Annotated in this window: 18 protein-coding genes, 1 other RNA gene and 2 pseudogenes; 9 read left to right on the top strand and 12 right to left on the bottom strand. The window is 62.3% G+C overall.

All coding sequences use genetic code 11. The features are described from left to right. Positions 1-44: 44 nt before the first annotated feature. The 5 genes and pseudogenes from ACUDAL_RS17360 to grpE form a co-directional block, all read right to left on the bottom strand. Positions 45-1,613: a DNA sulfur modification protein DndB gene (locus ACUDAL_RS17360; RefSeq protein ID WP_444679010.1), complete on the bottom strand. Its 1,569-nt coding sequence runs from the start codon at positions 1,611-1,613 to the stop codon at positions 45-47. Between the two features lie 194 nt (positions 1,614-1,807). Further along, positions 1,808-1,993 carry a hypothetical protein gene (locus tag ACUDAL_RS17355; RefSeq protein ID WP_444679009.1) on the bottom strand — a complete coding sequence of 62 codons (186 nt, stop codon included), beginning with the start codon at positions 1,991-1,993 and terminating at the stop codon, positions 1,808-1,810. A 531-nt stretch (positions 1,994-2,524) separates the two neighbouring features. Next, positions 2,525-3,675 (bottom strand): annotated as a pseudogene (gene dnaJ, locus ACUDAL_RS17350) (molecular chaperone DnaJ). Between the two features lie 105 nt (positions 3,676-3,780). After that, positions 3,781-5,712, bottom strand: a complete 1,932-nt coding sequence (gene dnaK / locus ACUDAL_RS17345) for a molecular chaperone DnaK (RefSeq protein WP_444679008.1) — start codon at positions 5,710-5,712, stop codon at positions 3,781-3,783. A gap of 121 nt (positions 5,713-5,833) precedes the next feature. Further along, complete coding sequence (gene grpE / locus ACUDAL_RS17340; RefSeq protein WP_444679007.1) at positions 5,834-6,445, bottom strand: nucleotide exchange factor GrpE; 612 nt, start codon at positions 6,443-6,445, stop codon at positions 5,834-5,836. Positions 6,446-6,663: 218 nt separating this feature from the next. Here grpE and recN point away from each other — a divergent pair. Continuing rightward, positions 6,664-8,339: pseudogene (gene recN / locus ACUDAL_RS17335) on the top strand (DNA repair protein RecN). Positions 8,340-8,500: 161 nt separating this feature from the next. Here the strand turns inward: recN and fur are convergent. Then, positions 8,501-8,929 carry a ferric iron uptake transcriptional regulator gene (gene fur, locus ACUDAL_RS17330; RefSeq protein ID WP_444679006.1) on the bottom strand — a complete coding sequence of 143 codons (429 nt, stop codon included), beginning with the start codon at positions 8,927-8,929 and terminating at the stop codon, positions 8,501-8,503. Positions 8,930-9,001: 72 nt separating this feature from the next. Between fur and ACUDAL_RS17325 the strand changes: the two genes are divergently transcribed. Continuing rightward, the gene (locus ACUDAL_RS17325) at positions 9,002-9,487 is read left to right on the top strand and encodes an outer membrane protein assembly factor BamE (RefSeq protein ID WP_444679005.1); all 486 of its coding nucleotides are present in this window, start codon (positions 9,002-9,004) and stop codon (positions 9,485-9,487) included. A gap of 7 nt (positions 9,488-9,494) precedes the next feature. On the opposite strand, the gene ACUDAL_RS17320 is transcribed toward ACUDAL_RS17325, so the two are convergent. Both ACUDAL_RS17320 and ACUDAL_RS17315 read right to left on the bottom strand, forming a co-directional pair. Continuing rightward, entirely contained in the window at positions 9,495-9,800 is a 306-nt protein-coding gene (locus tag ACUDAL_RS17320) for an RnfH family protein (RefSeq protein WP_444679426.1), read from the bottom strand. Further along, positions 9,790-10,224 carry a type II toxin-antitoxin system RatA family toxin gene (locus tag ACUDAL_RS17315; RefSeq protein ID WP_444679004.1) on the bottom strand — a complete coding sequence of 145 codons (435 nt, stop codon included), beginning with the start codon at positions 10,222-10,224 and terminating at the stop codon, positions 9,790-9,792. Before ACUDAL_RS17315 ends, ACUDAL_RS17320 begins: the two co-directional genes overlap by 11 nt. Positions 10,225-10,350: 126 nt before the next feature. On the opposite strand from ACUDAL_RS17315, the gene smpB reads away from it, so the two are divergent. Beyond that, complete coding sequence (smpB, locus tag ACUDAL_RS17310; RefSeq protein WP_444679003.1) at positions 10,351-10,842, top strand: SsrA-binding protein SmpB; 492 nt, start codon at positions 10,351-10,353, stop codon at positions 10,840-10,842. A 123-nt stretch (positions 10,843-10,965) separates the two neighbouring features. After that, positions 10,966-11,345, top strand: a transfer-messenger RNA (tmRNA) gene (gene ssrA / locus ACUDAL_RS17305). A 22-nt stretch (positions 11,346-11,367) separates the two neighbouring features. On the opposite strand, the gene ACUDAL_RS17300 is transcribed toward ssrA, so the two are convergent. Next, a complete protein-coding gene (locus ACUDAL_RS17300) occupies positions 11,368-12,222 on the bottom strand; it encodes a DUF389 domain-containing protein (RefSeq protein ID WP_444679002.1) in 855 nt (284 codons plus the stop codon). Between the two features lie 232 nt (positions 12,223-12,454). Further along, on the bottom strand, positions 12,455-13,192 hold the full coding sequence (locus ACUDAL_RS17295; protein WP_444679001.1) for a Crp/Fnr family transcriptional regulator: 738 nt from the start codon (positions 13,190-13,192) through the stop codon (positions 12,455-12,457). 317 nt (positions 13,193-13,509) lie between these two features. Here ACUDAL_RS17295 and ACUDAL_RS17290 point away from each other — a divergent pair, with 317 nt between their 5' ends. From ACUDAL_RS17290 to ACUDAL_RS17280, 3 genes are all read left to right on the top strand, one after another. Beyond that, positions 13,510-14,709, top strand: a complete 1,200-nt coding sequence (locus ACUDAL_RS17290; protein WP_444679000.1) for a saccharopine dehydrogenase family protein — start codon at positions 13,510-13,512, stop codon at positions 14,707-14,709. 21 nt (positions 14,710-14,730) lie between these two features. Next, the gene (nspC, locus tag ACUDAL_RS17285) at positions 14,731-15,888 is read left to right on the top strand and encodes a carboxynorspermidine decarboxylase (protein WP_444678999.1); all 1,158 of its coding nucleotides are present in this window, start codon (positions 14,731-14,733) and stop codon (positions 15,886-15,888) included. Between the two features lie 137 nt (positions 15,889-16,025). Continuing rightward, positions 16,026-17,342, top strand: a complete 1,317-nt coding sequence (locus tag ACUDAL_RS17280; RefSeq protein ID WP_444678998.1) for an aspartate kinase — start codon at positions 16,026-16,028, stop codon at positions 17,340-17,342. 77 nt (positions 17,343-17,419) lie between these two features. On the opposite strand, the gene ACUDAL_RS17275 is transcribed toward ACUDAL_RS17280, so the two are convergent. After that, entirely contained in the window at positions 17,420-17,665 is a 246-nt protein-coding gene (locus ACUDAL_RS17275; protein WP_444678997.1) for a YMGG-like glycine zipper-containing protein, read from the bottom strand. A 100-nt stretch (positions 17,666-17,765) separates the two neighbouring features. After that, complete coding sequence (gap, locus tag ACUDAL_RS17270) at positions 17,766-18,788, bottom strand: type I glyceraldehyde-3-phosphate dehydrogenase (protein WP_444678996.1); 1,023 nt, start codon at positions 18,786-18,788, stop codon at positions 17,766-17,768. A 344-nt stretch (positions 18,789-19,132) separates the two neighbouring features. On the opposite strand from gap, the gene pyk reads away from it, so the two are divergent. Both pyk and ACUDAL_RS17260 read left to right on the top strand, forming a co-directional pair. Then, positions 19,133-20,611 (top strand): pyruvate kinase, encoded by a 1,479-nt coding sequence (gene pyk, locus ACUDAL_RS17265; RefSeq protein WP_444678995.1) that lies wholly within the window; start codon positions 19,133-19,135, stop codon positions 20,609-20,611. Further along, positions 20,608-21,084 carry a methylglyoxal synthase gene (locus tag ACUDAL_RS17260; RefSeq protein WP_444678994.1) on the top strand — a complete coding sequence of 159 codons (477 nt, stop codon included), beginning with the start codon at positions 20,608-20,610 and terminating at the stop codon, positions 21,082-21,084. Before pyk ends, ACUDAL_RS17260 begins: the two co-directional genes overlap by 4 nt. Positions 21,085-21,157: the final 73 nt, after the last annotated feature.

Raw genomic sequence — 21,157 nt, 5'->3', positions numbered from 1 at the left:
ATCCCATGGGGAAAGCTCCAAAGTCCTGTTACAGACCTCAAGTTTTATTTTTTTATCATGGTTAAAAAGCCTGCTTCTCCTAAGTTATTTATTGGCTTAATCAGCTCCCCAAGATGACCATTAAGATAGCTCAAATCCCCTTCCCGCCCTCGGTCTTGGGCAATGAGGAAGCCAAACAACATTTGCTGGCCAACAAGCGACCTTAGGAGGTTGCCTAAAGTAACACTCTCTAAACGCTGTATGAAATACTTCAGCGCAAGACTTTTTGATTCGCTGAAGTCGTTCATGCTTAGGTATTCCATCCTAGCCTGCTTTACTTTAGCACTACCACTTCGACTCCAGGAAGAGTATTTTTCTTTGCTCATGACAACAAATTTATAGGCATCTTCAGGGCCAAACCCTTCAACTCCATTTTCTAATATTTTTTGCAGTTCCCTTACGAACCATAGTCCGTTGAAAGTATCTTTTACGATATTACAAACAACTTCGCAAGAGGTGCCCGCAAGGCTCGTAGTGCTTTTTACAGAAAAGTCAAAAGCTTTTAATGATTCGTACTTAGTTACATACTGAGCTTTTAAATCTCGTACATTCTCCTCTCTTTCTTTTACCAGCTCACCCGACTCATTTATTTCCTTGAGGGCTTCAATGTAGCTAGAACGCAGCTCAATCAGCCTAATAAATGCTTCTCTTTCCCCCTCTTCGAGGCCTTGCTCTTTTAAGAAAAACGGCAGATCATTCTTATCATCACACCACTCTTCAAACGCATCATCGAGCAACGCCTCAAGGAGATTTTCATTAATTATACGACAAATTTTAATTATGCTTGGATTGCCGTCAATTGCGCTTCTTTCAGACAAAATAATTGACTGTATAATATCCTCATGCAAGGTTAGAATATGAGTAACTTCCCATGGAAACAGACTTTCGTGTGTCCTAAAGATAACATTTATATCCTCATCGTCATTACCATCCTCACCTACTAAGTATTTACTAATATGGTGATGTTGTGAAAATTCAAAAGCTCCTCGATGATGAAGAGCCTGATACGGATCATCTGCCGAATCAGCGCCTGGGGCTAAGGCACCTAGCGTTCGAGCAGTTAATCTCCTTAAGAGGTTTCTATCGTCTATGAAAATTAGTTTTTGCTCAGATACTCGCTTAGGAGTATTATTTACATCTATAAACAGTTGCCTCGTAGCATCAACAACAGGAAGTTCAGCAGAATTTTCAAACAACACAAAGGAAACGGATATACTGCTACGCCCTTCTGATCCTTCGCCATGATAAAATTTTCTCAGGGCGGCCACACGGTGCTGCCCATCTACAACAACGGCCGAAATTTTATCCTTATCCCACTTTAGGGTAACTGGAACATTATTTACGAGCCTTTTTTTATCATCTGATCCAGGGTGAGAGATGCTCACGCCATCTATATTTAATCCATTTTCATGGCTACTACCATATTGATTGCCAGGTCTGTTACCTTCTTTAGGAACAAGTACAACAGTAATGGATGGGAAAAACTTGACAGCTTTAGTAGAGTTTTGAAGATAATTTGAAACTATCTCATCGACACGATCAGGTGATATGTTTCTTTGGATTAACTGATGCATTCCCCATAGCTCATCCCCCCTAAGGTCATCTACCAACATAATATCTTTATTTTTTTAACATTTGCTATTTCAGTAGCGCCAGACATAACATATACTTTATGCAGCGCGTTATATTTCTGCTCCGAGAATGTACAGTAGTACGAACTAGACTCTTTTTTTGTTCAATGTCTTCAAATGATATATTGAAATCCATATCAAACCCCCATTTTAGTATTCAGCGCTGGAAAACCAGCCCAAAAAACAGCCTGTTCTAAAAACCTGCATGCGTCTTCAACAACATCTTCCACAACTTCGCCCTCTTCGCTAACCAACTGCTCAGCCAGCAAACCCTTTACATCAATATATTTTATCAAACAGTTTTTAAAATTGAAGGTGGTCATGGCGGGACTTCCTTTAGCTAACTTTAAAAACTTGCTCCTAAAATCAGCGCTATTCGACTCTTGTTTCAACCTACCTTTTATTCCTTCTTTGCCGCATGCTTTGCCAACATATAATGGCGGCGAAAAAGGGCTGCAATGGCCGAAATCTCTATTGACTGACGGTTCGACAAAACCTTAGTAAAATAGCTTTGCTTAGGAACAGGCTTTTTATTTATGCCAGCCCTATAACGCTTCCCCAATATAACTTCCTCGCCAGATGCACCGCATATTGCCGCATAGTGCAAATACGTTTTTTCATCTATAGGAGGAGAAACTTTACTGGGTGGCGGCGCAAACCATGCGTACACCCCTGACAAGTGTCTGGTAGCGTATCTAATTCCCTTGGTGTCGTGTAAAAAATATAGTTACTAATGACGTTTAGAGAAAGTGTCGAAGATAAGTTCATCACATAAATTCACATAGTAGTTTCTTAGCAGCATAAAAAAAGCCTACCACTTAATCAATGGTAGGCTGCATCGAAAAGGACAAAGGTTACGGCTTCATGTCCTCGAAGAACTTCTTCACGCCGTCGAAGAAGCTGGTCTTCTTCGGCGAGTGGCTGTGGCTGTTGCTGCCGTCGAGGCTCTCCTGCAGCTGGCGCAGCAGCGCCTTCTGCTCCTCGCTGAGGTTGACCGGGGTTTCCAGCACCACCTTGCACAGCAGGTCGCCGGGGGGCCGCCGCGGACCGGCTTGACGCCCTTGCCGCGCAGCCGGAACAGCTTGCCGGTCTGGGTTTCCGCCGGGATCTTGAGCTTGACCCGGCCGTCGAGGGTAGGCACTTCGAGCTCGCCGCCCAGCGCGGCATCGATGAAGTTGATCGGCACCTCGCACTGCAGGTGCTTGCCGTCGCGCTGGAAGATATGGTGCGGCTTGATCGCCACCTGCACGTAGAGGTCGCCGGGCGGGCCGCCGTTGACGCCGGACTCGCCCTCGCCATTGAGGCGAATGCGGTCGCCGGTGTCCACCCCAGCCGGGATCTTCACCGAGAGGGTGCGGGTCTCGCGCACGCGCCCTTCGCCATGGCACTTGTGGCACGGCACCTTGATGTGCACGCCGCTGCCGTGGCAGGTCGGACAGGTCTGCTGTACGGCGAAGAAGCCCTGCTGCATGCGTACCTGGCCGTGGCCGTTGCAGGTGGGGCAGGTCTCCTTGGTGGAGCCCGGCTCGGCACCCTGGCCGTCGCAGCGGTCGCACTCCACGTGGCGGGGCACGCGGATATCGACCGTGGTGCCGGAAACCGCGCTCTCCAGGTCGAGCTCGAGGTTGTAGCGCAGGTCGCTGCCACGCTGCGGCGCATGCGGGCTGCGCCGGCCGCCGCCGCCACCGAAGATATCGCCGAACACGTCGCCGAAGATGTCGCTGAAGCCACCAGCACCGGCGCCGCCGAAGCCGCCGCCACCGAAGCCGCCGGCCTGGCCGTCGACCCCGGCATGGCCGAACTGGTCGTAGGCGGCGCGCTTCTCGCCGTCGGAGAGAACTTCATAGGCCTCGGAGACCTCGCGAAACTTCTCCGCAGCAGTGTCGTCATCCGGATTGCGATCGGGATGGTACTTCTGCGCCAGCCGCCGGTAGGCCTTCTTTATGTCTTTGGTGTCGGCCCCACGCTCGACGCCGAGCACTTCGTAATAATCGCGTTTGGACATGGGTCCATGCGCCTCCTGGTCTAGGCAGTTGTGCCCGATCCGCGGAAACGGCAACGCGGGAGTCGTCCTCCCGCGCTACCGTCGTCCGTGGCATCGCCTTGGCGATTACTGCTTCTTCTGGTCGTCGTTGACTTCTTCGTACTCGGCGTCGACCACGTCGTCGTCCTGCTTGCCTCCGGCATCGGCCTGCTCGCCACCGGCCTGCTGGGCGGCCTCGGCCTGGGCGGCGTACATCTTCTGCGCCAGGTTGCCGGACGCCTCGGTCAGCTTGTCCAACTTGGCCTGGATGGCGTCCTTGTCGTCACCCTTGAGCGCTTCCTCGAGCTCGGCGATGGCGGCCTCGATGGCCTGCTTCTCCTCGTCGCTGGCCTTGTCGCCCGCTTCGGAGAGGGTCTTGCGCGAGGCGTGGATCATGCCATCGGCCTGGTTGCGCAGTGCCACCAGCTCCTCGAACTTCTTGTCCTCGTCGGCGTGGGCCTCGGCGTCGCGCACCATCTGCTCGATCTCTTCATCGGAGAGACCGCTGGAGGCCTTGATGATGATCGACTGCTCCTTGCCGGTGGCCTTGTCCTTGGCCGACACGTTGAGGATGCCGTTGGCGTCGAGGTCGAACGCCACCTCGATCTGCGGCACGCCGCGCGGCGCCGGCGGAATGTCGGCCAGGTCGAAGCGACCCAGCGACTTGTTCTGGCCGGCCTGCTTGCGCTCGCCCTGCAGCACGTGGATGGTCACGGCGGTCTGGTTGTCATCCGCGGTCGAGAAGGTCTGGGTCTTCTTGGTCGGGATGGTGGTGTTCTTCTCGATCAGCGGGGTCATCACACCGCCCAGGGTCTCGATGCCCAGGGTCAGCGGGGTGACGTCGAGCAGCAGCACGTCCTTGACGTCGCCGCCCAGCACGCCGCCCTGGATCGCCGCACCCACGGCCACGGCCTCGTCCGGGTTGACGTCCTTGCGCGCTTCCTTGCCGAAGAAGTCGGCCACCTTCTTCTGCACCAACGGCATACGGGTCTGGCCGCCGACCAGGATCACGTCGTCGATCTCGGAAGCGGACAGGCCGGCATCGGAGAGCGCAGTCTTGCACGGCCCCAGCGAGCGCTGCACCAGGTCCTCCACCAGCGACTCCAGCTTGGCCCGGCTCACCTTCACGTTGAGGTGCTTGGGCCCGGTGTTGTCGGCGGTGATGTAGGGCAGGTTGACGTCGGTCTGCTGGGCGCTGGAGAGCTCGATCTTGGCCTTTTCGGCGGCTTCCTTGAGGCGCTGCATGGCCAGGTTGTCGCCGGACAGGTTGATGCCGCTGTCGGCCTTGAACTGCTCGACCAGGTAGTTGATCAGCGCCATGTCGAAGTCTTCGCCACCCAGGAAGGTGTCGCCGTTGGTGGCCAGCACCTCGAACTGGGTCTCGCCGTCGACATCGGCCACCTCGATGATCGAGATGTCGAAGGTGCCGCCGCCCAGGTCGTACACGGCGATGGTCTTGTCGCCGCGCGACTTATCCATGCCGTAGGCCAGCGCCGCCGCGGTCGGCTCGTTGATGATGCGCTTGACCTCGAGCCCGGCGATGCGCCCGGCGTCCTTGGTGGCCTGGCGCTGGCTGTCGTTGAAGTAGGCCGGCACGGTGATCACTGCTTCGGTGACCGGCTCGCCCAGGTAGTCCTCGGCGGTCTTCTTCATCTTCTTCAGCACTTCGGCGCTGACCTGCGGCGGTGCCAGCTTCTTGCCCTTCACCTCGACCCAGGCGTCGCCGTTGTCGGCTTCGGCGATGGTGTAGGGGACCATCTTGATGTCCTTCTGAACGACATCGTCCTTGAAGCGACGGCCGATCAGGCGCTTGATGGCGTACAGGGTGTTCTGCGGGTTGGTGACCGCCTGGCGCTTGGCCGACTGACCAACCAGCGTCTCGCCATCATCGGTGTAGGCGATGATGGAGGGCGTGGTGCGAGCGCCTTCGGCATTCTCGATCACCTTGGCGCTGTCGCCGTCGAGCACGGCCACGCAAGAGTTGGTGGTCCCCAGGTCAATACCGATGATGCGTCCCATAGGAAATCCTCGAAAAATTCGTTTGCCTTGAAGTCGTGCTGCGGCTACCGCCGCGGTTGACGTCTATCTGGGGGCGGCCGATGACTTTTCAAGCCCCACCCTGCCTTTCATTCTCGCTACCTCAACCGGCGGCCTGGCTGACCACTACCATGGCCGGGCGTACCAGACGGCCATTGAGCAGATAGCCCTTCTGGATCACGTCCATCACGCTGTTGGGCTCGAGTTCGGGGTTGGGTACCATGGCCATCGCCTCGTGGTACTGCGGATCGAAGGGCTCGCCGGCCGGGTCGACCGTCTCGACGCCGAACTTGCCCAGCACGTCGTGTTGCATCTTCAACGTCATGGCCACCCCTTCGCGGTGGGCGTCGCTGGCGCTCTCGCCCATAGCCTCGAGCGCCTTCTCCAGGCTGTCGACCACCGGCAGTAGCTCCTTGACGAAGCGCTCCAGGGCGAACTTGCGCGCCTTTTCGGCCTCCTGCTCGGCGCGGCGGCGCACGTTCTGCGCCTCGGCGGCGGCGCGCAGCGCCTGGTCCTTGGCCTCGGCCAGGCGCTGCTCGAGCTCCTCGACCTGGGCCGCCAGCATGTCGGCTTCGGGGTTGTCGCTGAACTCGACCGATTCGGTCGAATCGGGCGCCTCGTCAAGCTGGCCTTCCAGGGGTGCCGGCTGCGGCTCGGCTTCCTCTTCGCGTCGTACCAGCTCGTCGTCAAGCGGGGTCTGGGATTCTTTAGCCATGCACATCTCCTGAAGCGTGATCCGGCCGTGCGGGCCGTACGGGTGTCGGTTCGGTAACCCTTGGCAGTCTGCGGCCTATATGGGGGCCATCGGACCAAACTCAAGTGTCTTGCACGCCATCGCCGGGTGCGTTGAGCCCACTCATGGACTACTGTATAAAAGCCCAATTACGTGTATGCCCATCCAGCACTCTGCAGAGCCTCGCACCAGGAGGAGCCATGCTGACTCAGCTTGCCATTCGCGATTACGCCATCGTCGACACGCTCGACCTGGAGCTTGCCGGCGGCATGACCGCCATCACCGGCGAGACCGGGGCCGGCAAATCGATCCTGCTGGGCGCCCTGGGGCTGTGCCTGGGCGAGCGCGCCGATGCCGGCAGCGTGCGCCACGGAGCCGAACGCGCCGACCTTTCGGCGCGCTTCGACATTGCCGCCCTGCCGGCAGCCAGGGCATGGCTGGCGGAGCGCGAGCTGCCCGCCGATGACTGCCTGCTGCGCCGCGTGGTGACCGCAGGCGGGCGCTCCAAGGCGTGGATCAACGGCCAGCCGGCCACCGTAGCCGACCTCAAGATGCTGGGCGAGCGCCTGGTCGAGATCCATGGCCAGCATGCGCACCAGGCACTGCTGCAGGAGGAGACCCACCTGCGCCTGCTCGACGACTTTGCCGGCCACCGCAGCGCGGTGGCAGAGCTCACCGACACCTTTCGCCGCTGGCAGGCAACCCGCAAACGGCTCAAGCAGCTGACCGAGAACGGTGACGAAGTCCAGGCACGCCGCCAGCTGCTGCGCTATCAGGTCGAGGAGCTGGACCTCCTTGCCCTGGGCGAGGACGAGCTTGCTACCCTGGAGCACGAGCAGGAGCAGCTCGCCCACGCCGAGGAGACGCTGCGCGAGGCGCAGCATGCGGCGGAATGCTGCGACAGCGATGACGGCGGCGTGCTGGCGCTGCTCAGCCAAGCACTGCAGCGCCTCGACCCGCTGCCGGGGAGTGATCGCGGTGCGCTGGCCGAGGTGATCGGCATGCTCGGCGAGGCACGCATCCAGGTCGAGGAAGCCGTGCGCGAGCTGCACCGCTTCGCCGACGCTACGGAGCTGGACCCAGAGCGCCTGGCCTGGGTCGAGTCGCGCCTGGGCGAGGTGCACCGTATCGCCCGCAAGCACCATGTCATGCCCGACGAGCTGCCCGCACTGCACCGCCGGCTTCATCAGGAGCTAGAAGGGCTGGAAGGCGGCGACCACGATCTCGAGGCGCTGCGCAGCGAGGTCGAGAGCCTGCGCGACCGCTGGCGCGAACAGGCACGCGGCGTGGGCGAGACACGCCGTGAGGCGGCGAGCCGGTTTGGCAAGGCGGTGCAGGAGCAGCTCGCCTTCCTGGCCATGGACAAGGCACGCTTCGAAGTAGAGGTGGCAACGCGCCAGAGCCCCCAGCCAGAAGGCATGGAGGGGGTACGCTTCTTGATCAGCGCCAACCCCGGCCAGCCGCCGCGGCCGCTGAGCAAAGTGGCTTCGGGGGCGAGCTGTCGCGCATCAGCCTGGCGATCCAGGTGGTCGCCGCACGCCACTCGACCATCCCCAGCCTGGTGTTCGACGAGGTAGACGTCGGCATTTCCGGCGCCACCGCCGAGATCGTCGGCCAGCTGCTGCGCCGACTGGGCGAGAACGGCCAGGTGATGACGGTGACCCATCTGCCCCAGGTGGCGGCGCAGGCCCACCACCACCTGCATATCGAGAAGCAGGCCAGGCGCGACACCACCCTAACCCGCATGGCGCTGCTCGACGAGGCCGGGCGGGTCAGCGAGCTCGCTCGCATGCTCGGCGGGGTGCATCTCTCCGACCGCACCCTGGCCCATGCACGCGAAATGCTGGACGCCAGCCAGCAGGGCGCGGCTCACTGAGCCCGGTGTCTCGGCAGCGAGCCCGGGCACATCTCTTCCAGGCGATAGCCGCAGGCGACTCACAAGCGATACAGCAAAGACACACAAGCGATACAATGCAAAAAGCCCCGCAAACGGGGCTTTTGTTTAACTTGCATGAGGCGGCCCAGCGGGCCGAGGGCTCAGGGTTTGGTTGTGCTGGAACCGCGCGGGCGCACGTACAGCACCAGCGCATGGTCGACAAGCTCGAAGCCGTGCTCCTCGGCGATCTCCTTCTGGCGACGCTCGATGGTGTCGTCGAAGAACTCGATGATCTCACCGGTATCCAGGCATACCATGTGGTCGTGGTGCTCCTCCTGGGAGATCTCGAAGACCGCGTGGCCGCCATCAAAATTATGGCGAATCACCAGGCCTGCCGATTCGAACTGGGTCAGCACGCGGTAGACGGTTGCCAGTCCCACGTCTTCACCGGCTTCGAGCAGCGTCTTGTAGACGTCTTCCGCGCTCAGGTGGTGCTGTCCCGTGGCATTCTCGAGAATCTGGAGGATTTTCACGCGGGGCAGGGTGACCTTCAGGCCCGCCTTGCGCAGTTCATGGTTCTGGTCCGCCATGTTCGCTCTTCGCAGTATCAGGTAGGGTCGGGTATGATCGACCGAATCCACGATAGTGAAGAACGGACACAAATGCAAAAGCTGATCAAAACCGCCACCCTTTTCCTTGCCTTGGCGCTGGCCAGCGGCTGCGTCTACAAGCGCGACCTGCCGCAGGGCAACTACATCACCGAAGGCATGGTCCAGCAGCTGCAGCCCGGCATGAGCCGTGCCCAGGTGGTCGGCGTCATGGGCCGCCCGCTGCTCGAAGCGCCCTTCGATGCCAACCAGTGGGACTACGTGTTCCGCCTCGACGAGGCCCACGGCGGCGTGCAGCAGCGCCGCGTCACGCTGACCTTCGCCGGCGACCAGCTGGTCGACGTGCAGCGCGACGGCAACTTCGATCGCGATATCGAGCTGCGCGTCCCGGACAGCATCGGCCCCACGGTCGAAGGCGCCACCCCGCTGGGCACCCTGCCTGCCAGCCAGCCGGAAGCGGCACCGCAGTCGGCACCGGATGCCGGCGGCACCCTGCCCCAGGGTGGCGAGCCCGCCACCGGCCAGCCGCTGGAGCTGTGAGCGCCGCCTAGCCCTGCCCGGCACGCCGGGCACGGGCCGCCTTGGGGTCGATTAGCAGCGGCCGATAGACCTCCACGCGATCGCCGTCACGCAGCCTTTGCCCCTCGGGGTCACGCAGCAGCTTGCCGAACAGGCCGAGATCGGCCGAGGCGAAGGTCTCGGCCGGCAGCTCGGAAAATCGGGCCGGCAGCCCCGCGCGGTCTACGGCCTGGCGTGCCGTGGTACCTACCGGCACCTCAAGCATGACGACCTCCTGCCGATCCGGCAGGGCAAAGGCGACCTCGACGCGTACCCTCCCCTCTTCAGCGGCCATAGAGCTGATCGGCACGCTGGGTGAAGGCATCGACCAGTTGACCGGCCACCTGCTGGAACAACTTGCCGAAGGCCATGCCCAGCAGGCGGTTGGCAAATTCGAACTCCAGCTCCAGGCAGACTTTGCAGGCATTGTCGCCCATTGGCAGGAACAGCCAGCGCCCGCGCAGCCGCTTGAAGGGACCGCTGACCAGTGACATCTCGATGCGCTCGGGCTCGATCAGGTCGTTGCGCGTGGTGAAGCTCTGCTCGATGCCCGCGCGTCCCAGCGTCATTTCACCGATCAAGTGCGACTCATCGCGCTCCAGCAGGCGTGCACGTCGACAGCCGGGCAGGAATTCCGGATAGCGCTCGAAGTCATTGACCAGTTTGAACATCTCCTCGGGGGTGTGCCGCACCAGGGCGGACCGGTTTACCGTTGGCATTGAGCTCTCCGCTGACTTCACAGTGCCCAGGGCGTATCATGAGCGGTTATTTCACGCCTTGAATGGTATCACGCTTCCCCCACATCGAAGGGAAGGCGCCCTAGGCAGAACATGACACGAGGTTCCATGGCCAACAAGAAAGGCAAGGGCAAGGGTCCCGGCAGCAACGTCATCGCCCAAAACAAGAAGGCTCGCTTCGAATATCACATCGACGAAGTCTTCGAGGCCGGCCTGGTGCTGGCCGGCTGGGAGGTCAAGAGCCTGCGCGCCGGCAAGGCCCAGCTCACCGACACCTACATCCTGATCAAGGACGGCGAGGCATGGTTGCTGGGCAGCCATTTCACGCCGCTCAACACCGCCAGCACCCACGAGATCGCCGACCCCTCTCGCACCCGCAAACTGCTGCTGCACCGCAAGGAGATCGCCAAGATCTTCTCGCGCTCCCAAGAGAAGGGCCACACTTGCGTGCCGCTCAAGCTCTATTGGAAGGGCAACAAGGTGAAGTGCGAGCTGGCCCTGGTGACGGGCAAGAAGCTTCACGACAAGCGCGCCACCGAGAAAGATCGCGACTGGCAGCGCCAGAAGGGCCGGATCATGCGCGAACACACCAAGGCCTGAGCGGTCCCAGCGATAACACTGCAGGCTGACGGCACTCGAATCGCCACCAACGCGAAATACGGGGAACCCGGGCCAACGGCAGGTGTCATAGTCGTACCCATGCTGGTAAGATGGGTCTGCTACGGGGGCGACATGGCTTCGACGCCGGTGACAACCTCCTAGGTGCATGCCGAGAGCGTGATGTATCTCGTAAATCCAACATCACGACTAAATAGTCGCAAACGACGACAACTACGCTCAGGGCGCGCTGGCAGCTTAAACGCTGTTAGCTTCTAGTCCGGCCCCAAAGCGATGTGCCCATTCATCGCGGAGGGGATATGAGCTAAAGATGATGGGATCGCGGTTGACGACGTCCTCTCGTCAATCGCTAAACCTTCGAGGAATCGCGTAGCTGGATCCTGCCCGTTGGAGCCAGATGCGTTAAACCAAAAAACGGACCTAAGCATGTAGAGCCGAAGAGCGAGTACCGGCGGACGCGGGTTCGATCCCCGCCGCCTCCACCAATCAACTATACGAATCAAGCACCTACGGGTGCTTTTTCGTTCCTACCCGCATCGTTTTGCCCCTTGAGGACGGCCAAAGCCAGGCACCGGCAGCCCAGCTCAGCGCGTGCAAGCGATGATGCAGAAAGCGCTTCTTCAGCCCGAAGACCGCGGCACTCATGACGGTGACGAGCAGGGCATCCACCAGCCAGCGAATGAAGCCCTGGCCGGCCAGCCCAAGGTCGCCAGTCGCCAGCCCCATGCCCACGATGCCCATGCTGGGGATGAGCGCCAGCGTGATCATGACGCCGACGGTCATGACCGAGCGCTGGGCGCTGACGATGACCGGCCCAGCAATGGCGCCAAACGCCGAGATCAGCACGCCGGCGAAGCTCAGCGACGACCAGTACCCCACCCAGCGCTGCTCGGCGAGGGCCGGCTTGGCACCCGGCTCCCATAGATTCAGCACGGTGGTGGCGAACACGGCCCCGAGGGCGAGGGCAAGATAGCCCGTTGTCATGGACACCAGGCCGCTCGGGATCAGTTCCTTGGCACGCGTGATCAGGCCCAGCGGCAGCCGCAGCAGCGGTTCGAAGGCTGGCGCAATGATCATCGAGCCAATGATCAGATGCAGCGTGTCGGACCACAGCCCCGCCGCCGTGATGGCACCCGCCAACGCCATCAGCATGAGATAGTTGAACGACACATTGGTGTCCCTGCGCAGCAGGAAGGCCATGTCGTCCCAGATCGTCTCATTCGATTCCTTGTCGATGAGCTTCTGGTACTCAACCGAAAGCAGGCTGGTCGGCTCGCTCAGGCTGACAGTCCCTTTCCTCGGCACGTCGAGGTCCGTCAGGATGCCAAGCATCGCCCGGGTGGCATCATCGGTGGCATGCACGGTGAGCACGTCGCCCGGCGGCGTCAGCGATGCCCCTTCTGGCGCGAAAGGCTGACCACACCGCTCACCTCTCCCGCCTGCTCGACAATGCGATCGATGACGTCAGCTGCGGCGCTGATCTCGATGGAACGTGGCATCCCTGCCTCCGTCGCTGTGCGTGTCGCTAGAGTATGGCGGCTGAGCGCAGCACCGCCAGGCATGCCGCCTCTTGCTTGCACATGTCGGGTATCGCTTAAAGCTCCAAAAAGGCAGAAGGAGTGACTTCTTCAAGATAGGTGTGATTGAACTCTGCCAGATCGGCCAGGGCCTGGCGATCCGGGAGCCAGACCTGGTGTCGATCACGTAGTACCAGCCCCTCTTCGCGCAGCATGGCGAAGGTGCGGCTCACGTGCACCGCACTCAGCCCCAGCGCGTCGCCGAGCTGCTCCTGGGACAGCGGCATGAAGAAGCTGTCGTCCTCCACGCAGCCGATCCGTTCGAGGCGCAGGTAGAGTTCGTAGAGGAAATGCGCCAATCGCTGCTGCGCCGTGTGTCGGCCAAGGTAGACCAGGCGCTCGGTGAGCATGGCCTGCTGGCGCACGGCAATGGTGACGAGACTGGCCGACAGCGCCGCGGAATGGCCGAGCAGCTCGAACAACTGGTGGTGGGAAAAGGGGCAGACGACGCCGTCATTGATCATTGCAACGCCCGCCAGGCGCTTGGAGAAGCCGAAGTCGCGCATGCCGATGATATCGCCAGGCAGGTAGAGCTTGAGGATCTGCATCGAACCATTGCCGAGATGGCGGAATGAATAGGCCCAGCCCTCCCTCAGCACGCCGAACGTGTCGACGTCCGATCGCTCTAGCCAGAGCACTTCGCCAGCCGAGATCTTGCGTGGATGCAGTTCCAGGCCCAGCAACAGGGACTGAGCTTGCTCCGACAAGGCACCGCGCTCGATCAAATCCTTGATCGGCGTACTGTTGAGAAGCATCACCCCGTTACCCCGCCCGATATTTTTAGTCGACCATACTACACCATTGCCTGATATAACTTTTCATAACACAGGTTATACTTAGCCTGCTTTATTTTTTATTCACCACTCCCATAACAGCCGCTCAGCGCGGTCGTTTTCCTCATGCTTTGGTAGCATGTCACTCACGAAAATCACTTGATACCGGGGGCTCGGGGCGCCATCATCAGCGCGCAGCGCAAGACCGGGTGCATCGGGCGCGGGCATGACGAGATGGCCGAAAATCCGATAAGCCCCTACCCTTTCATTGACATTCCCGATCTGGATTCGAGAGGCCCATGAGCAAAGTCCTGATTATCGGCGCCGGTGGCGTCGGAGGCGTCGTCACTCACAAGTGTGCCCAGCACCCGGAAGTCTTCAGCGAGATCTGCCTGGCCAGCCGCAATGAAGAAAAATGCAAGGCCATCGCGGCCCAACTAGACCGCCCGATCCAGACGGCCCAGGTCGACGCAAACAGCGTTGAAGCCCTGGTGGCGTTGATCGAGTCGTTCAAGCCGGACGTGCTGATCCACGTGGCGCTACCCTATCAGGACCTGACCATCATGGAGGCGTGCCTGCAGACCGGCGTGCCTTACCTCGACACGGCCAACTACGAACACCCGGACGAGGCCAAGTTCGAGTACAAGGAGCAGTGGGCCTTCCACGACCGCTACGTCAAGGCAGGCAACATGGCCACCCTGGGCTGCGGCTTCGACCCGGGCATGACCAACATCTACTGCGCCTATGCGCAGAAGAACCTGTTCGACGAGATCCACCGCATCGACATCCTCGATGCCAACGGCGGCGACCACGGCTACCCCTTTGCCACCAACTTCAACCCGGAGATCAACATTCGCGAGATTACCGCGAATGGTCGTTACTGGGAGAAGGGCGAGTGGGTCGAAACTCCGCCGCTGGCCGAGAAGCGCAAGTTCGACTTCGACGGCATCGGCGAGAAGGACATCTACCTGCTGTACCACGAGGAGCTCGAGTCGCTCAGCCAGAACATTAAGGGCCTGGAGCGCATTCGCTTCTGGATGACCTTCTCCGAGAAGTACATCACCCACCTTAAGGTGCTCGAGAACGTCGGCATGACCCGCATCGAGCCGATCGAGTTCGAGGGCAAGCAGATCGCTCCACTGCAGTTCCTCAAGGCGGTGCTGCCCGACCCGGCCTCACTGGGGCCGCGCACCAAGGGCAAGACCAACATCGGCATCATTGCCGACGGCATCAAGGACGGCAAGCGGCGCAAGGTGTACATCTACAACATCTGCGATCACGAGGCGTGCTACCGCGAGGTGCAGTCCCAGGCGATCTCCTATACCACCGGCGTGCCGGCGGTCACCGGCGCCATGCTGATGCTGGAAGGCATCTGGAAGGGCGCCGGCGTGTTCAACGTCGAACAGCTCGACCCTGACCCCTTCATGGCGCGGATCGGCGACATGGGCCTGCCGTGGCAGATGGTCGAACTCGACCCCGACCATGACCCGTTGGCCTGAGCCAAGATGACGGCTCACGACATGCAACAAGCGGTCTATCCATTCGATATCCATGCCTGCCCATCGCCGGCCTACGTGGTCGACGACGCCCTGCTGCGCCGTAACCTGGAGCTGCTAAGGCAGGTCCAGGAGCAGAGCGGCGCGCGCATCCTGCTGGCGCTGAAGGGCTTCGCCATGTGGGACAGCTTCCCGCTGGTCAGTCAGTACCTGGTCGGCACCACCGCCAGCGGGCAGGACGAGGCACGCCTCGGCGCCGAGCACTTCGGCGGCGAGGTACACGTCTACTCGCCGGCCTTCACCCCCGAGGAGATGGCAGTGGTGCTGCAGTACGCCGACCACATCAGCTTCAACTCCCCGGGGCAGTGGCGCCGCTTCCGCGACACCGTCGCGGCGGCGCCGCGTCAGGTCTCCTGCGGGCTGCGCGTCAACCCCGAGCACTCCACCGGGGCGGTGCCACTCTATGACCCCTGCGCGCCGGGCTCACGGCTCGGCACGCGGGTGTCGGATCTCGCCGAGGGCGACCTGGCAGGGCTCGAGGGGCTGCACTTCCACACCCTGTGCGAGCAGAACAGCGACGCCCTGGAGGAGACCCTGGCGGCGTTCGAGGAGAAGTTCGGCCGCTACCTGACCGGGCTGCGCTGGGTCAACTTCGGCGGCGGGCACCACATCACGCGAGCCGACTACGACATCGAGCGGCTGGTACGGGTGATTCGCAGCTTCCGCGAGCGCCACCCGCACCTCACCGTGTACCTGGAGCCGGGCGAGGCGATCGCGCTGAATACCGGCTACCTGGTGTGCTCGGTGCTGGATATCGTCGAGAACGATGGTCTCAATGCGATTCTCGACACCTCGGCCACCGCACACATGCCCGATGTGCTGGAGATGCCCTACCGGCCGCAGATTATTGGCGCCGACGAGCCGGGCGAGAAGGCTCACACCTACCGGCTGGGCGGCACGACGTGCCTGGCCGGCGACGTGATCGGCAGCTACTCGTTCGACGCGCCGCTGGCCATCGGCGACCGGCTGGTGTTCACCGACATGGCCCACTACACCATGGTCAAGACCACCACCTTCAACGGCATTCGCCTGCCGGCGATCTGCCGGGTCGACGAGGCGAGCCGCGAGGTGCGCACGGTGAAGACCTTCGGCTACGAGGCCTACAAGGAGCGCCTCAGCTGAGGCGCTGCCGCACGAGAAGCCCCTGCGGGGCTTTTTCGTTTCTGCACCGCAACTTCTCTCGTCACCCGGGCCACACTTTTCCTGCGGACGATTTTGACCCATGGTGAAGGGCACCCAACGTTTGCCAGGAGCCGAGAATGACGACCGTGTTCAAGTTCGGCGGCGCCTCGATCAAGGACGCCGACGCCATACGCCACCTGACCCCGCTGATCGAGCAGCACGGCGACCGCCCGCTGGTCGTGGTGGTCTCCGCCATGGGCAAGACCACCAACAAGCTGGAAGCGCTGCTGGCCGCCGCCCGCAGTGAGGGTGGAACGCAGGGAGACGAGTACCGCCAGTGCTTCAAGGCCCTGCAAGCTGATCACCACGAGGTGCTCGAGGCGCTGTTGGGTGGTTCGCCGGATGCACCGAGCGAGCGCATCGATGTCCTGTTCGAGGAGCTCGATGCCCAGCATCGCAAGCACCGCGATGGCCCTCATGCCAAGCACTACGACCAGACCGTGTGCTATGGCGAGCTGCTTTCCACCACCATTGTGGCGGCCTGGCTCAACCACCATGGCATCGCCACCGAGTGGCACGACGCTCGCGAGCTGGTGCGCACCGACGCCTGCCACCAGGCCGCCAACCTGGACTGGCCGGCGACCCTCGACAACATCCGCGAACGCCTCTCGCACAGCGATCGCGTGGCGCTCACGCAAGGCTTCATCGGCGGCACCGAGCAGGGCGAGGCCACCACCCTGGGCCGTGAAGGCTCGGACTTCAGCGCGGCGATCTTCGCCCACTGCCTCGAGGCCCGCGAAGTAGTCATCTGGAAGGACGTCACCGGCCTGTTCAACGCCGACCCCCGGCGCTTCGACAATGCCGTACAGCTCGAGCGCATTTCCTATGCCGAAGCCACCGAGCTGGCCTGGCACGGCGCCAAGGTGATCCACCCCAAGACCCTGGGACCGCTGCAGGAGAAGTCGATTCCGCTGACGGTACGCTCCTTCGAGGCGCCTGACGCCGAGCCCACCGTCATCGACGCCGAGCGGCGCTTCGATGCCGAGGTGCCCTCCTGCATCCTGCGCGAGGACCAAGTATGGCTGGAGGTCAGGCCGCGCGACTTCGCCTTTATGGACGAGCCGCGCCAGCACGACATCCTCGGCCGACTGGTGGAGGCCGGCCTGCATGCCAACCTGGTCGACAGCGGCGCCATGCGCTTCGCCCTGTGCCTCGACAACAAGCCCGAACGGCTCGACCCCTTAGTCGAATCGCTGCAGGCCGACTATGAGGTGAGCCGCGAGGACGACCTGACGCTGCTTACCGTGCGCCACCCCCGGCCAGGCATGATGGATACCCTTGGCGAAGGCCGCGAGGCACTGGCCGAACGGCGCAACGCTACCACGTCCCAGCGCCTGTTCCACAGCCGCGATTGCCCCACCACCTGGCGGATTCCGGGCCTGCAAGCCGAGTAGCCGCCGGCCACACAGGCCACAAGAAAGCCGCGCCCGCCTGTCGGCGAGCGCGGCACGTGCACTTGCAGGAAATGCCGTCAGTTGCTGAGGTCGATATCGTCCTCATCGGTCGCAGCCCCGGTGACCGCACCTGCCCCGGCGCCAATTGCCGCACCGGTGACCGGGCTGCCGCCCGTGGCCGCACCCGCTGCCGCCCCGGTCGCCGCACCTACGCCAGCACCAGAAGCGGCGCGCTCGCCGGTACCGGTACCGCAACCCGCCAAGGCCAGCATCAGCGATGCAGCAAAGGCCATCAGGGCGCTACGCAGTCCATAACGTTTCATGAGATACCTCCCGATCCGTGGATGTACCCCTAACCCTAGTCAAGGAAGGCCGACTAGGGCAACGCCAAGCACCTTTCCGGCGCTGGAACAGCCTTCGCCGTCAGGCTGCCTGGCGCTTGGCATCGCCGGCGGCATGCATGGCCAGCGCCGTATCGAGCATGCGGTTGGAGAAGCCCCACTCGTTGTCATACCAGGCCATCACCTTGACCAGGCGACCGCTGACACGGGTGTGGTTGGCATCGAAGGTAGAGGAATGGGGGTCGTGGTTGAAGTCGATGGACACTAACGGCTGGGCATTGACCGCAAGCACCGGCGAGGCTTCGGCGGCCTTGGCCACGATAGCGTTGATCTCTTCCCTGGTCGTGTCGCGCCCGGCAGTGAAGACGAGATCCACCAGCGAGACGTTGATCACCGGCACCCGCACCGCCAGGCCGTCGAACTTGCCGGCCAGTTCCGGCAGCACCAGGCCCACCGCGGCGGCGGCACCGGTCTTGGTCGGAATCATCGAGTGAGTGGCGCTACGCGCCCGGTAGAGGTCGCTGTGGTAGACGTCGGAGAGGTTCTGGTCGTTGGTGTAGGCGTGCACCGTGGTCATCAGGCCGTTCTCGATGCCTACCGCATCGTTGAGCACCTTGGCCACCGGCGCCAGGCAGTTGGTGGTGCAGGAAGCGTTCGAGACCACCTTGTGCTCGGGCTTCAGCACATGCTCGTTGACCCCGAACACGACGGTGGCATCGGCGTCCGGGCTGGGTGCCGAGATGAGCACGCGCCCGGCCCCCGCCTCGAGATGCTTGGCAGCGGCAACGCGCCGGGTGAACAGCCCCGTGCACTCCATCACCAGGTCGACGCCCAGCGTCTTCCACGGCAGTGCGGCCGGATCGCGCTGGGAGAAGATGGCGATACGCTCCCCATCGACGCTGAGGCTCGCCTCGTCGTGCTCGACCTGGCAGGGGAAGTGGCCATGCACGGTATCGTGGCGCAGCAGGTGGGCATTCAGCGCCGGATCGCCCAGGTCGTTGATGGCCACCACCTGGACCTGGCGGCGGTAGCCGTTCTCGTACAGGGCCCGCAGCACATTGCGGCCGATACGACCGAAGCCGTTGATGGCGATCTTGAGCGTCATGGTCCTTCCTCCTAGCGGGTGCAAGCGAGTGGGTATGAAGCGAGCCGCTCGGCGGAGATGGCGCGTGGATGCGCTGGGCCAGGGCTCATGGCGATAAACAAAATGTGACGCAGGCCGTCGGTGGACACAAGCATTTTTTAGTAATTTTACAACATAACGCAATGCCTCGCTTATAGGCATCCCTGCTCAACCGCCCTGTTTCCGCACTTAATCTACGCTAATATGACTTTCAGCCTTTGAAATACCCGGCCGCTCCGCTCAAGCAGAACCTTTTCTTGCGGCCATAATGTAGTAATATTACCCCAAAATTGCTTCCAAACAGGCCACCCCTTCGGAGGATCGCCATGCCGACCCACAGCCCCATCCGCCGCACCAAGATCGTCGCCACCCTGGGTCCGGCCAGCGACCGCGAGGGCGTGCTGGAGGCGATGCTTCGCACCGGCGTCGACGTGGTGCGCCTCAACTTCTCCCACGGCTCGGCCGACGACCACCGCCGCCGCCTGAGCGCCGTGCGCGAGATCGCCGAGCGCCTGGGCAAGAGCGTGGCCGCCCTCGGCGACTTGCAGGGGCCCAAGATCCGCATCGCCCGCTTCAAGGACGGCCCTGTGGTGCTCGCCCCGGGCCAGCCCTTCGTGCTCGACATGGCGCTCGACGGCAACGCCGGCGACGCCAGCCGCGTCGGCTGCGACTACAAGCAGCTGATCGACGACGTCGCCCCCGGCGACCGCCTGCTGCTCGACGACGGCCGCCTGCTGCTCGACGACGGCCGCCTGGTGCTCGACGTCGAGCGCATCGAGGAGCAGCAGGTGCACACCGTGGTAGTCACCGGCGGCAAGCTCTCCAACAACAAGGGCATCAACAAGCAGGGCGGCGGGCTCTCGGCCCCGGCGCTGACCGACAAGGACAAGGCCGACCTCAAGACCGCCATCGAGATCGGCGTCGACTACCTCGCCGTCTCCTTCCCACGCTCGGCCGAGGACATGCGCGAAGCACGTCGCCTGCTCGGCGAAGCGGGCCAGGAGATCGGCCTGGTCGCCAAGCTCGAGCGCGCCGAGGCGGTGGCCGACGAGGCCACCCTCGACGGCATCATCGAGGCCAGCGAGGCGGTGATGGTGGCCCGCGGCGATCTCGGCGTGGAGATCGGCGACGAAAAGCTGATCGGCATGCAGAAGCGCATCATCAAGCGCGCCCGCACCCTCAACCGCGCGGTGATCACCGCCACCCAGATGATGGAGTCGATGATCACCTCGCCGCTGCCCACCCGGGCTGAGGTGTTCGACGTCGCCAATGCGGTGCTCGACGGCACCGACGCGGTGATGCTCTCGGCCGAGACCGCCGCCGGCGACTACCCGGTGGAGACCCTGGAGGCGATCCGCCGGGTGTGCCTGGGCGCCGAGCGCGAGCGTGTGGCTCAGGCGTCGGGGCACCGCATCCACGAAGGCTTCTCGCGCATCGACGAGACCATCGCGCTCTCCGCCATGTACGCCGCCAACCATCTCAGCGGGGTGGCCGCCATCGCCTGCATGACCTCGACCGGCTACACGCCGCTGATCGCCTCGCGCATCCGCTCGGGGCTGCCCATCGTCGGGCTGGCCCACAGCCCGGTGGCCCAGCGGCGCATGGCGCTGTATCGCGGGGTGGTCTCGCTGCCGTTCGACACCAGCGACATGGCGGCCACGGAGCTCAACGACCGGGCGCTGGCACTGCTGGTGGAGAAGGGGATTGCCGAACCGGGGGATCATGTCATCCTGACCCGGGGCGATCACATGAACGCCCACGGCGGCACCAATACCCTGAAGATCCTCGAGGTAGGTCAACCATGAACGACAGTCGTCCCCGGCGCAGCGTGCGCCGCACCCTGCCGGCACGCAAACGCATCGCCCTGATCGCCCACGACGGCAAGAAGGCAGAGTTGCTCGAATGGGCCACCCAGTGGCGCGACACCCTGGCCGCCCACGAACTGGTGGGTACCGGCACCACCGCCGGCCGCCTTTCGGCCAGCCTGGGGCTCGCGGTCGAAGGCCTGATGAGCGGCCCGCTGGGCGGCGACCAGCAGATCGGCGCACGCATCACCGAGCAGCGCCTGGACCTGCTGATCTTCTTCTGGGACCCGTTCGCCCCCCAGCCCCACGACCCCGACGTCAAGGCGCTGCTGCGCCTGGCGGCACTGTGGAACGTGCCAGTGGCATGTAACGCCGCCAGCGCCGATTTCCTGGTCAGCTCGCCCTGGCTCGGCCAGCCTTACGAGATGGCCATCCCCGATGCCGACGCCTGGGTGGCCTCGCGCAGCGGCTGAGACAGCCTGACCGCCGCTCGGATACTGCCCCACAAGACAAGCCTCACAGATAAGCCACACAAGACCAGTAGCA

The sequence above is a fragment of the Halomonas sp. E19 genome, assembly GCF_052439355.1.
Classification (GTDB): domain Bacteria; phylum Pseudomonadota; class Gammaproteobacteria; order Pseudomonadales; family Halomonadaceae; genus Halomonas.
This window is presented reverse-complemented; position numbering and strand designations above follow the sequence as displayed.

Bases quoted from the DNA above. Each gene is read 5' to 3' on its own strand.
- ACUDAL_RS17315 (WP_444679004.1), bottom strand. From the start codon at position 10,224: ATGCCAACGGTAAACCGGTCCGCCCTGGTGCGGCACACCCCCGAGGAG.
- dnaK (WP_444679008.1), bottom strand. From the start codon at position 5,712: ATGGGACGCATCATCGGTATTGACCTGGGGACCACCAACTCTTGCGTG.
- gap (WP_444678996.1), bottom strand. From the start codon at position 18,788: ATGACGCTCAAGATCGCCATCAACGGCTTCGGTCGTATCGGCCGCAAT.
- ACUDAL_RS17295 (WP_444679001.1), bottom strand. From the start codon at position 13,192: ATGCTTCTCAACAGTACGCCGATCAAGGATTTGATCGAGCGCGGTGCC.
- grpE (WP_444679007.1), bottom strand. From the start codon at position 6,445: ATGGCTAAAGAATCCCAGACCCCGCTTGACGACGAGCTGGTACGACGC.
- nspC (WP_444678999.1), top strand. From the start codon at position 14,731: ATGCAACAAGCGGTCTATCCATTCGATATCCATGCCTGCCCATCGCCG.
- ACUDAL_RS17325 (WP_444679005.1), top strand. From the start codon at position 9,002: ATGCAAAAGCTGATCAAAACCGCCACCCTTTTCCTTGCCTTGGCGCTG.
- ACUDAL_RS17355 (WP_444679009.1), bottom strand. From the start codon at position 1,993: ATGACCACCTTCAATTTTAAAAACTGTTTGATAAAATATATTGATGTA.
- ACUDAL_RS17360 (WP_444679010.1), bottom strand. From the start codon at position 1,613: ATGCATCAGTTAATCCAAAGAAACATATCACCTGATCGTGTCGATGAG.
- ACUDAL_RS17260 (WP_444678994.1), top strand. From the start codon at position 20,608: ATGAACGACAGTCGTCCCCGGCGCAGCGTGCGCCGCACCCTGCCGGCA.
- ACUDAL_RS17320 (WP_444679426.1), bottom strand. From the start codon at position 9,800: ATGGCCGCTGAAGAGGGGAGGGTACGCGTCGAGGTCGCCTTTGCCCTG.
- ACUDAL_RS17290 (WP_444679000.1), top strand. From the start codon at position 13,510: ATGAGCAAAGTCCTGATTATCGGCGCCGGTGGCGTCGGAGGCGTCGTC.
- pyk (WP_444678995.1), top strand. From the start codon at position 19,133: ATGCCGACCCACAGCCCCATCCGCCGCACCAAGATCGTCGCCACCCTG.
- ACUDAL_RS17280 (WP_444678998.1), top strand. From the start codon at position 16,026: ATGACGACCGTGTTCAAGTTCGGCGGCGCCTCGATCAAGGACGCCGAC.
- ACUDAL_RS17275 (WP_444678997.1), bottom strand. From the start codon at position 17,665: ATGAAACGTTATGGACTGCGTAGCGCCCTGATGGCCTTTGCTGCATCG.
- fur (WP_444679006.1), bottom strand. From the start codon at position 8,929: ATGGCGGACCAGAACCATGAACTGCGCAAGGCGGGCCTGAAGGTCACC.
- smpB (WP_444679003.1), top strand. From the start codon at position 10,351: ATGGCCAACAAGAAAGGCAAGGGCAAGGGTCCCGGCAGCAACGTCATC.